The organism is Palleronia pontilimi, from assembly GCF_016412875.1.
Taxonomy (GTDB): domain Bacteria; phylum Pseudomonadota; class Alphaproteobacteria; order Rhodobacterales; family Rhodobacteraceae; genus Palleronia; species Palleronia pontilimi.
Window position 1 is genome coordinate 320144 of record NZ_JAEKPD010000001.1, and the last position, 12308, is coordinate 332451.

The window sequence follows — 12308 nt, forward strand, 5'->3', positions numbered from 1 at the left end:
GTCACACGTCGTCGTAGATCACCTCGAGCGACGCCTTCGGCGTGCCCTTCTTGCCGCGCATGTCGACATCGGTCGCGGGCACCAGCACCACATCGCCGCCGGTGTCCTTGCTGTCGAAGAGCGCCAGAAGCTCGTCCTGGGTCAGCGGCGCGGGGCGCACGCCGGGGGCGAGGCCCACCGCTTCGCCCAGACCGGCGAACAGCGATCCCCAGTGCGATTCGGACGTGCCGACGATCTGGTAGTTGGCGGATTTCTTGCGCAGGTCGTCATCCTGCGGGATCGCGGCCAGCACGGGGATGTCCACGGCCTTGGCGAAGGCCTGCGCCTCGCCAGACCCGTCGTCCTTGTTGATGACCAGGCCCGCGACGCCCACGTTGCCGCCCAGTTTGCGGAAATACTCTACCGCCGAGCAGACGTTGTTGGCGACATAGAGGCTTTGCAAATCGTTCGACGCGACCAGGATCACCTTCTGCGCCATGTCGCGCGCGATGGGCAGGCCGAAGCCGCCGCAGACCACGTCGCCCAGGAAATCCAGCAGGACGTAGTCGAAGTCCCAATCGTGGAAGCCCAGCTTTTCCAGCAGCTCGAAGCCGTGGATGATGCCGCGCCCGCCACAGCCGCGGCCCACTTCCGGCCCGCCCAGCTCCATGGCGAACACGCCGCCGCGCTTGAAACACACGTCGCCGATGGCGACTTCTTCGCCCGCCAGCTTCTTCTGGGTCGAGGTCTCGATGATCGTCGGGCACGCCTTGCCGCCGAACAGCAGCGACGTGGTGTCGGATTTCGGATCGCAGCCGATCAGCAGCACGCGCTTGCCCTGCTCGGCCATCATGTGGCTGAGATTGGCCAGCGTGAAGGACTTGCCGATCCCGCCCTTGCCGTAGATCGCGATAATCTGGGTCTTGGACGTGGGCTCGGCCTGCGGGACTTCCAGCGTCGGCTCGGCGGCCTCGGCCTTGAGGTCCGCGTCGTAGCGTTTCAGATTGGGGACTTCGTCGAGGCTCATGCCACGTCCTTCCAGTCGAGAATCATTTTCAGGCAGGCCGGATCGCTGAACGCGGTTTCATAGGCCTGTTTTGCGTCTTTCGCCGACGCGCTGTGGGTCACGAGTCCGTCCAGCGACAAGGCGCCGGACGCGGTCATCTGGGTGGTCACCGCCATGTCGAGCGGCGTCCATTCCGCGGCGACCCGCAGCCGCGCTTCCTTCATGAAGGCGGGCGGATAGGCGAAGCTGATCGGGTCGGTATAGAAGCCGGCCAGCACGATCTCGCCGCCCTTGGCGATGCGCCCGATCAGCTGCGGCAGCAGCTCGGCGCGGCCGCTGGCGTCGAAAATGGTGGCGTAGTCGTGACGCGTGTCGTTGTCGGGGTGCAGAACCTCGTAGCCGCGCGCGCCCGTGCTGCGGTCGGGATCGATTTCCCAGACGGTCGGGCGACCGCCCGCGGCCACGGTCAGGCGCGCCAACAGACGGCCCAGGACACCGTGGCCCACGATCAGGTCGGGCAGCTCGGTGTGCAGCCCGGCCATGGCGTGGCGTGCGGTCGCGGCCAGCGCCAGCAGCGTGCCGGACGCGCCGAGGGCCGCATCGACCGGTGTCACGCGCTTGGCAGGGGTGACGATTCGCCGGGACGCGCCACCGAACAGGCCGCGCACGTCGCCGTAGCAATCGGCGCCGGGCACGAAGACATGGGTGCCGGGCTTCAGCTTGGCGCCCGGACGCGCTTCGACCACTTCGCCCAAGGATTCGTAGCCCGGAACCAACGGGTACCCCATGCCCGGAAAGGGCGGCATTTCGCCCGTCCAGAACAGCTTTTCGGTGCCGGTCGATATGCCGGAATGGCTGATCTCGACAACGACGTCCCCGTCCTGCGGATCGGCGATCGGAAGGGTTCCGATGTCCAGGGCGCGGGGCCCTTCAAGGATGATGGCAGCGGTATCTGGCACGGTGGTTTGGGCTCTCCCGTTAGAGGGGCACGGTCGCTTGGTCCGACCTCGTCGCTAGACTGTCAGTTTAACCTTACACTTGGGCGTGTCAATCTATCACGACAGGTTCTGCACTATGGTCGCGTGGCCAGCACCGTGCTGGTCACGAAAGGCCGTCGCGCGCGCGGCGTGGCGGGCTGGATGAAACCCGCCGCCTGGGCCAGTCCGGCGATCCTGTGCTGGGACCGCGCACGACCGGTGCGCATGGCCATGCAGTAGAGCGCGAAATAGACATCGCCCGCCCGGTGCGGTGCCTCTCCGCCGGTCATGGGCTCCGAGATGATCAGCCGTCCGCCCTTCGGCAGCGCGTCGAAGCATTTCGACAGGAGCTGCGCGACCTGGGCATCGTCGTGATCGTAGAGCACCCGAATCAGGGAAATGGCGTCGGCGCCGCCCGGCAGCGGATCGGTCTTGAAGCTGCCCTCGGCCAGCGTGATGCGGTCGGCAAGGCCCGCCTGGGCCAGTGCATCGCGGGCCGCGGGCATGACCTGGGGCAGATCGAACAGCGTCAGATCCAGGGCGGGCGCGGCGGCGGCCACTTGCGACAGGAAAACGCCGGTGCCACCGCCCACATCCATCAGGTGGTCCACACGGCGCAGGTCGATCTGGTCCAGCGCATCCTGCGCCACAAGCCCCTGGCTGTCGGCCATCAGCTGCGAATAGCGCGCCGCTTCGTCCGGCGACGCACCCGTGCCCGCGCCGAAGACATAGGGCCAGAATCGGGCCAGCTCGGTTTCGGTATCCCCCCGGAAGAAGGCTACCGGATCCGACAGGTCGCGATACAGGATCTCGTGGTGGCGGATCATCTGCGGCAATCCCGGCACCCCCAGAAGGGCCGCGCCGCGGGTCGAGGTCTGGTAGCGACCGCCCTTCAGCCGCAGGAGGCCCAGCGCCACGCCCGCGCGCAGCAGGATCTCGGCACGGTCCTCGGGCATCGACAGGCGGGCCGCGATGGTGCGGGCGGGCAGCGCGTCGTCGCGCAGGAAGACCAGCAGATCGAGTTCGATCAGGGCGCGCAGCACCTGGCTATGGGCAAAACCGGCGACCAGGTCGAAGATCGCTTCGCCCTCGGCGCGGACATGGCGGCGGGTGAACGGAAAGCGCGCGGCCCAGCGCTGGAAGCCGGGCGACGCGGCGAGACGGTTCAGCCAGCCCTGCCCCCGACGGCCGCGCGGCGGGGGGCTGTCCATCGGAACGTCAGCCATCGGTCGGGAATGTGTGACGCAAGTTCCTCACCGCTCAGCGGGCGCGCGCGGTTTGGGTGAGCGGCGTCAGCCGCTCGGCGTATTGGCGCACCATCGCCGCCAGCGCTGCTTCGCCGGGACAGGACGGGATCGACGCGATCGCACCGCCCAGGATATCGGTCAGCCGCTTCACCGCGCCATCGACGCCCAGCTGCGCCACGGCGTTGGGACGGCCGTGCAAGCCGTCCTGCCCCGCGGGCTTGCCCAGCGCGTCTTCGTCCAGCAGCGCGTCGCGCAGATCGTCGGCGACCTGGAACGCTTCGCCGATGCGCGCGCCCAGCTCTTCCCAGGGCTCGGCATCCTGGCCTGCCGCAACCGCCCCCATCTGCGTGGCCGCGATGAACAGTGCGCCGGTCTTCGCGCGGTGATAGGCCGACAGGTCGATCTTCGGCTCGCTTTCCCATCCCTGCCCCGCGCAGATTCCGTGCGGCATGCCGGTTCGGGCAGCCAGGATGCGGATCAGCTCGACGGCGCGCATCGCGTCCTGCGGTGCTGCGCGGGCCAGCGTGTCGAATGCCATCACGATCAGGCTGTCACCGGCAAGGACCGCCAGAGGTTCGGAATAGGCACGATGGACCGACGGCTTGCCGCGCCGGATTTCGGCGTCGTCGAAACAGGGCAGATCGTCATGGACCAGCGACGCGCAATGGATGAGCTCAAGCGCGGTCGCCGCGGCGTCGGTCAGGGCGGGACGGTCGTCGCCGCAGGCCAGCGCCACGCTGGTGCAGATGGTGGGCCGGATCCGCGCGCCGCCAGGCGTGGTGGCATAATGCAGGGCGGCGGCCAGCTTGGCGGGCGCGATACCCCCCTGACCCTGGCGGATGGCGGCGGTGATGGCCGCTTCGATACGGGTGGTCAGCGGCATGGATCCCTCGCGCTTGTCAGAAATAATCTACAGTAATGTGTCAACTTATCTGGACACATTGCGCCGACCGAGTCAACAATCGCCCATGGTGGACAACCAGATCATCGTGATCGGCGCGGGCGTCGGCGGATTGGCGGCGGCAATCCGGCTGGCCCATGCCGGCGCTCGGGTGTCCCTCTACGAATCCGCAAGCACCCCTGGCGGGAAAATGCGCTGCCTGCCCAGCGCGGCCGGACCGGTGGATGCCGGGCCGACGGTTCTGACCATGCGCAGCGTGTCCGACGCCCTGTTCCGCGACGTGGACGCGCGGATGCAGGATTACGTCACGCTCGAGGCCGAGCCGCTTCTGGCGCGGCACTTCTGGCCCGACGGCAGCCGGTTGGACCTGTTCTCGGACCACGACGCCAGCGTCGATGCCGTGCGCGCCTTCGCGGGCGCGCGGGCGGCGCACGAGTTCACGCGATTCTCGGACCGGGCGCGCGCGCTTTTCGACGCCTTCGAGGCGCCGATGATGCAGTCCGTCGCGCCGACCCCGTGGGCCATGGCCAAGGTCGTGTTGCGCAACCCGCGCCTGATCGCGTCGATGGCTCCGGGACGGACGCTGGCCGCGCAACTGGCGCGCGACTTCACCGATCCGCGCTTGCGCCAGCTCTTCGGTCGCTACGCCACCTATGTCGGCGGCTCGCCCTATGCGGCGCCCGCCTTGCTCGCGCTGATCTGGCGGGCCGAGGCGGCGGGCGTCTGGCGCGTGCAAGGCGGCATGCATGCGCTGGCAGAAGGCCTGGCCAAGTTGGCCAAATCGAAGGATGTGGCCCTGCGTTACGACGCATCCGTGACCCGGATCGCCACGACCGGGGGCCGGGTCAGCGGTATCGAGCTGGCCGATGGCAGCCGGATCGCGGCCGATACGGTGGTGTTCAACGGTGATCCGCGCGCGCTGTCGCACGGTGTCCTGGGAACCGACACGCTGGGCGCCGTGCCGCCGCAAGCGACCGAGCCGCGCAGCCTGTCCGCCGAGGTCTGGGCCTTCGCCGCGACACCCGATGGCGCGGACCTTGCGCATCACAACGTGTTTTTCGGGCGCGACCCGACCACGGAGTTCATCCCGATCGCGCGCGGCGACGTGCCGGTTGATCCCACGATCTACGTCTGCGCACAGGATCGCGGGTCGGGACGCACGCCGCCCCAGACCGAGCGGTTCGAGATCATCGTCAACGCCTCCGCGGGCAGTGCCGAACAGGAGTTTCCCCCATGTCACCAAAGGACGTTTCAGACCCTGGCCGATCGCGGCCTGAGCTTCACGCCGACGCCGGGACCGGACGCCCTGACGACGCCGCAGGGCTTCGATCGGCTGTTTCCGGCCAGCGCCGGTGCGCTGTACGGCCGATCCCCCGACGCGACGATGGCGGCCTTCGCGCGGCCGACGGCGCGCACGGCGGTGCCGGGCCTGTATCTGGCGGGGGGCGGGGCGCATCCGGGGGCGGGGGTGCCGATGGCGACGCTCTCCGGCCAGCACGCGGCCGCGACGATTCTGAGCGACCGAACTTCGACCTCACCGTCCCGCCGGACGGATATGCCTGGTGGTATGTCGACGGGATCAGCGACAATGGTCGGCACGCCGTCTCGGTCATCGGGTTCATAGGGTCGGTCTTTTCGCCCTGGTACCGCTGGTCCGGCCGCCGCGCGCCCGACAACCACGTCTGCATCAACGTGGCGACCTACGGCCCCGGCGGGCGCTTCACGATGACGGACCGGGGGCGCGACGCGCTCAGGCAAACGCCGTCGCAATTCACCGTGGGCCCGTCGTCCATGCGCTGGCAGGACGGCAAGCTGGTGATCCACGTGGACGAGGTGTCGTCGCTGCCGCTCGTCAGCCGCGTGCGCGGCACGATCACCCTGACGCCCGATGCGGTGACCGGGGTCGAGGTGGCGCTGACCCCCGATGGCGCCCATGTGTGGCGGCCCTTCGCCCCCTCCGCCCGGATCGACGTGGATCTGGGCCGTCGCGGACACTGGTCGGGTCACGGGTATTTCGACGCCAATTTCGGCACCCGCGCGCTCGAGGCCGATTTCAGCTACTGGACCTGGGGCCGCTACCCGCTAAAGGACGGCGCGGCGCTGTTCTACGATGCGGTGTTGCGGGATGGGTCCGGGACGGGCACGGCGCTGCGCATGGACGGCGACGGCCAGGTCGCGCCGATGCAGGCTCCGCCCAAGGCGCGGCTGAAGCGCTCGCTCTGGGCCGTGCGGCGCGAGACGCGGGCAGATGCGGGACACGCGCCGAAACAGGAAATGTCCATGCTGGACGCGCCGTTCTACACGCGAACGGCCGTGTCGACCCGGATCGAGGGCGAGCCGACGACCGGCGTCCACGAGGCGCTGGATCTCGACCGCTTCCGCGGCCCCTGGCTCATGCCCATGCTAGCGGTGCGGGTACCCAGGCGCCCCGGCTGGCGGTTCTAGGTAACGATCGGGGTGTGACGGTTCAGCCGCCAGACCTCGAAATTCAGCGCCGCGGCGATGCTGACCCAGACCAGATAGGGTATGAACAGGATCCCGGCGATCAGGTTCAGCTGCCAGAACGCGATCGTGGTGGCCGCCACGGCCAGCCACAGGCAGATGATGACGACCATCGCGGCCTTCATCCGGTGCAGCCCGAAAAAGACCGGGGTCCAGAGCGTGTTGAACGCGATCTGCACGGCGAAAAAGCCCATGGCGTAAGCGTTGCCGTCCTCCTGCGCAACGCGCGCCCCGGCATTGGCGATGCACAGGTACAGCACCGTCCACGTCACCGGGAAGACCCAGTTGGGCGGGTTCCACGACGGCTTGGCCAGCGCGTCGTACCACTGGCCGGGTTGGAACATCGCGCCGGTCGCGGCGGAACCGCCACAGGCGGCCAGGAAGATCAGAAAAAGGGTCCAGTCCATGACGTTTGAGCTAGGCCGTCGGCGCCGCTTATCCAGAGCGGCGTCAGCGCAATCCGCGCCTGCGCTCGGACATCATGTTCAGGCGCATCTGGGTTTCAGACCAGGCGGACATGGCCGCGCGGCGCTCGTCCTCGGTGACCGCTGCCGCGAGTGCTGCGCGCTGCTCGGCCGCGCGCTTGTAAAGCGTGACCTCGGGCGGCACGACGCCTTCGGACTTCATCATCTTCATCCCGGCCTCGTCCATGGGATCGAGCCCGGTCTGCTCGAGCGACAGCGGCTGGCATTCGCCCTTCAACCCGGACAGATCGCCCGCGTCGCGGGCGGCCTCGATCATACGTTCGGCGATGCGGGAAAGCCAGCTCATGCTTCACTTGTGCCGCGCCCGCGCACGCCGTGCAAGGCGTCCGGACGTCGCGCCGCGGGACTGGCGGGACGCTCGGAACATGGCGCCATCCCCTGCATCACTGGTCTGCAAATACCTGAGCGCAGCCGCGCCACTCGCGCGTGCCCTCAGTCCAGCGCCCGCGTCTCGACCTGGACGGCGTCGTTCATCACCCGGACCTCGCGCTGGGGGAACGGGATCGAGATGCCGTGCTCCTGGAACGCATCCCAAAGCGCCAGGTAGACATTGCCGCGGATGTTGGTCAGCCCGCCGACGGGATCGGTGATCCAGAAACGCAGGATATAGTCCACCGAGCTGTCGCCGAAGCCCACGATGTGACAGACGGCGGGCCGCGTGGTCAGCACACGCTCGACCCCCGACGCGGCCTCGATGGCGATCTTGCGCACAAGGTGCGGATCGTCGCCGTAGGCGGTGCCGAAATAGATGTCGAGCCGCACGAAATTGTTGGAATGCGACCAGTTCACCACCTGACCGGTGATCAGGTCCTCGTTCGGAATCAGGTATTCCTTGCCGTCGCGCGTGGTGATCGACGCATAGCGCGCGCCCAAGGTGTTGATCCAGCCGAAGGTATCGCCAAGCGAGATCACGTCGCCGGGCTTGATCGACTTGTCGAGCAGGATGATGACGCCCGACACCAGGTTGGACACCACCTTCTGCAGGCCGAAGCCCAGGCCCACGCCGATGGCGCCCGACAGCACCGCAAGGCCGGTCAGGTCCACGCCCACCGCCTTCAGCCCGATGAAGAACGCCGCACCGTAGAGCAGGATCTGCATCACTTTCACGGCCAGAACGCGCATGGACGGGCTGATCGCCTCGTTCCGGCGGATCTGCTCGGCCGAGGACGACGACACGATCCGCGCCAGCGTGAACAGCACCGCGATCAGGATGGCGGCCTGCACCAGCGTCAGGACGCTCAGCCGGAAGCTGCCCATCTCGAACGCGACCTGGTCCAGGGCGCGACCGACCTCGTCGGTGATGCCCAGCAGGTACAGCGTGACGTAGATCCAAAGCCCCCAGCGGACGATCGTGCGCACCATCGGATTGCGCACCAGCCGCGCCGCGAAGACCACCGCCAGCCACGCCAGCGCCAGCGACGCGGCCAACGACAGGATATAGCTGCGCGACGGAAAGGACGTGATCCCGCGCATGATCCACAGCGCGATCCAGACGCCCGCGGTGAAGAAGATCAGCTTCAGCCGCCGGTTCACCGTCAGCAACAGGCGCAACTGCCATTTCGGCCGGTTCTCGAGCCCGCGCATCCATTCGCGCATGCGCGGCTGCGCCCAGGCGTTCAGCAGAACCACCAGAATGACCAGACCCGCCAGGATCGCCAGCTGCCACAGCCGCGACGGCAGCAGCAGATTCTGGAATTGCAGCTTGGCCAGGTTCCAAAGCTGGATGATTTCGTCGAAAAGAAGAGAGAACTCGGTATCCATGGGCGCAGCATGGACCGGGTGCCGGGGCTTGCACAAGCGCCCCCTTGGCCCGCTCACGGTTGCGCCAATCCCCTTTTATCGCGGCCTGCGATCGGCTATACGCCCGTGCATGGATCCGGAATTCATCATCTGCGACCACGCGCGCCTGCGCGAACGCTTTTTCGGAGCGAGCTTCACGGTGCTGGCGCGCCTATCCGCCTGAGCCGCGCCCAAATCCGCTCCAAATTCGAACATCAGCCGCAAGGAGAGGACCGCCATGTCCCCCAAGACGCTTTATGACAAGATCTGGGATGCCCACCTGGTCCACGAGGCCGAGGATGGCACCAGCCTGCTTTATATCGACCGCCACCTGGTCCACGAGGTCACCAGCCCGCAGGCCTTCGAAGGGCTGCGCATGACGGGCCGCACTGTGCGCGCACCCGACAAGACCATCGCCGTGCCGGACCACAACGTGCCCACCACGCTGGACCGCGCCAAGGGGATCGAGAACGAGGAATCCCGCATCCAGGTCGAGGCGCTGGACAAGAACGCCAAGGATTTCGGGATCCACTACTATCCCGTCAGCGACGTGCGCCAGGGCATCGTCCACATCATCGGTCCCGAACAGGGCTGGACCCTGCCCGGCATGACCGTGGTCTGCGGCGACAGCCACACCGCCACCCATGGCGCCTTCGGCTCGCTCGCCCACGGGATCGGCACGTCCGAGGTCGAGCATGTGCTGGCCACCCAGACGCTGATCCAGCGCAAGGGCAAGAACATGAAGGTCGAGATCACGGGCAAGCTGATGCCCGGTGTGACCGCCAAGGACATCACCCTGTCGGTGATCGGCAAGACCGGCACCGCGGGCGGCACCGGCTACGTCATCGAATACATGGGCGAGGCCATCCGCGATCTGTCGATGGAAGGACGCATGACCGTCTGCAACATGGCGATCGAAGGCGGCGCGCGCGCGGGCCTGATCGCGCCGGACGAGAAGACCTTTGAATATGTCAAAGGCCGCCCCCACGCCCCCAAGGGCGCCCAGTGGGAAGCCGCGCTGAACTGGTGGAAGACGCTGAAGTCCGACGACGACGCCCATTGGGACAAGGTCGTGACGATCCGCGGCGAAGACATCGCGCCGGTCGTCACCTGGGGCACCTCGCCCGAGGACGTGCTGCCGATCACCGCCTCCGTGCCCGCGCCCGAAAGCTTCCAGGGCGGCAAGGTCGACGCGGCGAAGCGCGCGCTCGATTACATGGGGCTGAAGGCGGGCACGCCGCTCTCCGAGATCAAGATCGACACGGTCTTCATCGGGTCCTGCACCAATGGCCGGATCGAGGATCTGCGCGCCGCCGCCGCGATCCTGATGGGCAAGAAGGTGAAGGACGGGCTGCGCGCCATGGTCGTGCCCGGCTCGGGCCTTGTCCGCGCGCAGGCCGAAGAAGAAGGCTTGGCCGACATCTTCAAGGAGGCCGGGTTCGAATGGCGCATGGCGGGTTGTTCCATGTGCCTGGCCATGAACCCCGACCAGCTGGCCCCGGGCGAGCGCTGCGCGGCCACGTCGAACCGCAACTTCGAAGGCCGCCAGGGCCGCGGCGGACGCACCCATTTGATGAGCCCTGCCATGGCCGCCGCCGCCGCGATCACCGGGCACCTGACCGACGTGCGCGAGATGATGCAGCCCGAAAACGAACCGGCCTGAGGAGCGAGACCCATGGAAAAATTCGAAAAGCTCACGGGGATCGCCGCGCCGCTGCCGCTGATCAACATCGACACCGACATGATCATCCCCAAGCAGTTCCTGAAGACCATCAAGCGGTCGGGTCTGGGCGTGAACCTGTTCGACGAGATGCGGTATCTGGATGACGGGTCGGAAAACCCCGATTTCGTTCTGAACCAGCCCGCCTACCGCGACGCCGAAATCCTGATCGCGGGGGACAATTTCGGCTGCGGATCATCCCGCGAGCACGCGCCCTGGGCGATCAAGGATTTCGGCATCCGCTGCATCGTGTCCACCAGCTTCGCCGACATCTTCTTCAACAACTGCTTCAAGAACGGCATCCTGCCCATCGTGCTGCCGCAAGAGCAGGTCGATCTGCTGATGCAGGACGCCGAACGGGGCGCCAATGCGCGCATGGAGGTGGATCTGGCATCGCAGACCATCACCACGTCCGACGGCGAGACGATAAGCTTCGAGGTCGACAGCTTCCGCAAGCACTGCCTGATGGAAGGTCTGGACGATATCGGGCTGACCATGGCCAAGGTCGACGCCATCGGCAGCTTCGAAAAGCAGGCCGAACAGGCGCGTCCCTGGGTCTGAGCTGCTTGGTCCAGCAATTGTAGCCCGGACGCAATCAACCACTAGATGAGGGGTCGCACCATTGTGCGGCCCCTTTTTCGTGCCGCATTTGATGCAAAGTCGCACCACTTCCTTCACGAAACCGCCCGAAATTATTGGTTAATTTGCCCTCGGGGATTGATTTGAGTGAAAGAAGTGGGGCAAAAATTGGGCAAGATTGAGGCAAACCGTCAGCATAGGCGGGATCAAGAAGGGACAAGCGTCAGGCATCGTATCTGGCGCGTCCGGGTTGAGGTAGAGAGACAGTGATCTCACGTATTCCAGGCGCCCTGCTAAGGGGTGTGATGGTCGCGTTGCTCATCGCGACCCCGGCGATGGTGCTGCCGCAGATCAGCCCCGACGCCGCGCAAGCCATGGCGTTCCTGGCGATCTGCGCGGGGCTTCTGACGGTCTTCGAATACGGCTCGAGCTATCCGTGCCTGTTCGAATTCCGCGACGCCGCGCCCTTCAACCGCATCCGCTTCATGATGCTGTTCGTCACCGTGCTGGCGACCAGCCTGATCTCGCGCGGGATGACCGAGCCGAATTCCCTGACCGTGCTGCTTGAAATCGTGGGCCATGTCATCGGCCGCGCCATCGACGTGCCCTATTCGCCGGTCCGCCTGCTGGTGCTGATGATGCCCGAGGACGCAAGCGTGCGTGAGCTTTTGCTGGTGCGCAGCGCGGTGGGCCTTTCGATCATCGTGTCGCTTCTGTCGCTGTCGGTCTTCGTGCTTCTGCTGGGCCGCCGCAGCTGGCCGCTGAAGGGCGGCAGCTTCAATGTCTGGGTGAACCTGCCGACCTTCGATCCCACCGGCGGCGGCGACGTGGTGATGCGGCTCGAGCGCGACGGGCGGATCAACGTGCTGGTCGGCCTGCTGCTGCCATTCCTGATGCCGGTGGCGATCAACAAGGCGTCCGAGCATTTCGGACAGGTCACGATGGACAATCCGCAGACCATGGTCTGGATCGTGGCCGCCTGGGCGTTCCTGCCCGCATCCCTGTTCATGCGCGGCATCGCCATGACCCGCATCGCGGCGATGATCGACGAGCGGCGACGCCTGTCCTCGGTCAATCGGTCGGACCTGGTGACCGCCTGATCCGCGCCGTTTGCATAGCGTGCCTGCTGTGGG

The 12308-nt window shown here is 66.9% G+C and carries 12 protein-coding genes; 5 read left to right on the forward strand and 7 right to left on the reverse strand.

The genetic code is table 11. The annotated features are described in order from the left end of the window. Position 1: 1 nt before the first annotated feature. From ILP92_RS01620 to ILP92_RS01635, 4 genes are all read right to left on the reverse strand, one after another. Positions 2 to 1006: a chlorophyllide a reductase iron protein subunit X gene (locus tag ILP92_RS01620; RefSeq protein WP_198914613.1), complete on the reverse strand. Its 1005-nt coding sequence runs from the start codon at positions 1004 to 1006 to the stop codon at positions 2 to 4. Beyond that, positions 1003 to 1944: a chlorophyll synthesis pathway protein BchC gene (bchC, locus tag ILP92_RS01625; protein WP_198914614.1), complete on the reverse strand. Its 942-nt coding sequence runs from the start codon at positions 1942 to 1944 to the stop codon at positions 1003 to 1005. The genes ILP92_RS01620 and bchC overlap by 4 nt, the downstream gene beginning before the upstream one ends. Positions 1945 to 2057: 113 nt before the next feature. Continuing rightward, positions 2058 to 3188, reverse strand: a complete 1131-nt coding sequence (locus ILP92_RS01630; protein WP_198914615.1) for a methyltransferase — start codon at positions 3186 to 3188, stop codon at positions 2058 to 2060. Between the two features lie 34 nt (positions 3189 to 3222). Next, positions 3223 to 4092: a polyprenyl synthetase family protein gene (locus ILP92_RS01635; RefSeq protein WP_198914616.1), complete on the reverse strand. Its 870-nt coding sequence runs from the start codon at positions 4090 to 4092 to the stop codon at positions 3223 to 3225. Between the two features lie 85 nt (positions 4093 to 4177). On the opposite strand from ILP92_RS01635, the gene crtD reads away from it, so the two are divergent. After that, positions 4178 to 5734: a 1-hydroxycarotenoid 3,4-desaturase CrtD gene (crtD, locus tag ILP92_RS01640; protein WP_198914617.1), complete on the forward strand. Its 1557-nt coding sequence runs from the start codon at positions 4178 to 4180 to the stop codon at positions 5732 to 5734. Beyond that, positions 5689 to 6555, forward strand: a complete 867-nt coding sequence (crtC, locus tag ILP92_RS01645) for a carotenoid 1,2-hydratase (protein WP_198914861.1) — start codon at positions 5689 to 5691, stop codon at positions 6553 to 6555. Before crtD ends, crtC begins: the two co-directional genes overlap by 46 nt. On the opposite strand, the gene tspO is transcribed toward crtC, so the two are convergent. From tspO to ILP92_RS01660, 3 genes are all read right to left on the reverse strand, one after another. After that, entirely contained in the window at positions 6552 to 7019 is a 468-nt protein-coding gene (tspO, locus tag ILP92_RS01650) for a tryptophan-rich sensory protein TspO (protein WP_198914618.1), read from the reverse strand. The genes crtC and tspO overlap by 4 nt on opposite strands. Before the next feature lie 43 nt (positions 7020 to 7062). Further along, positions 7063 to 7383 carry a DnaJ family domain-containing protein gene (locus tag ILP92_RS01655; RefSeq protein WP_198914619.1) on the reverse strand — a complete coding sequence of 107 codons (321 nt, stop codon included), beginning with the start codon at positions 7381 to 7383 and terminating at the stop codon, positions 7063 to 7065. 146 nt (positions 7384 to 7529) lie between these two features. After that, on the reverse strand, positions 7530 to 8858 hold the full coding sequence (locus ILP92_RS01660; protein WP_198914620.1) for a mechanosensitive ion channel family protein: 1329 nt from the start codon (positions 8856 to 8858) through the stop codon (positions 7530 to 7532). A 256-nt stretch (positions 8859 to 9114) separates the two neighbouring features. On the opposite strand from ILP92_RS01660, the gene leuC reads away from it, so the two are divergent. The 3 genes from leuC (at position 9115) to ILP92_RS01675 (ending at position 12275) form a co-directional block, all read left to right on the forward strand. Continuing rightward, positions 9115 to 10539 (forward strand): 3-isopropylmalate dehydratase large subunit, encoded by a 1425-nt coding sequence (gene leuC / locus ILP92_RS01665; RefSeq protein ID WP_198914621.1) that lies wholly within the window; start codon positions 9115 to 9117, stop codon positions 10537 to 10539. A 12-nt stretch (positions 10540 to 10551) separates the two neighbouring features. After that, entirely contained in the window at positions 10552 to 11157 is a 606-nt protein-coding gene (leuD, locus tag ILP92_RS01670) for a 3-isopropylmalate dehydratase small subunit (protein ID WP_198914622.1), read from the forward strand. Positions 11158 to 11480: 323 nt separating this feature from the next. Then, positions 11481 to 12275, forward strand: coding sequence for a hypothetical protein (locus tag ILP92_RS01675; protein ID WP_214649914.1), 795 nt, complete (start codon positions 11481 to 11483; stop codon positions 12273 to 12275). Positions 12276 to 12308 lie beyond the last annotated feature (33 nt).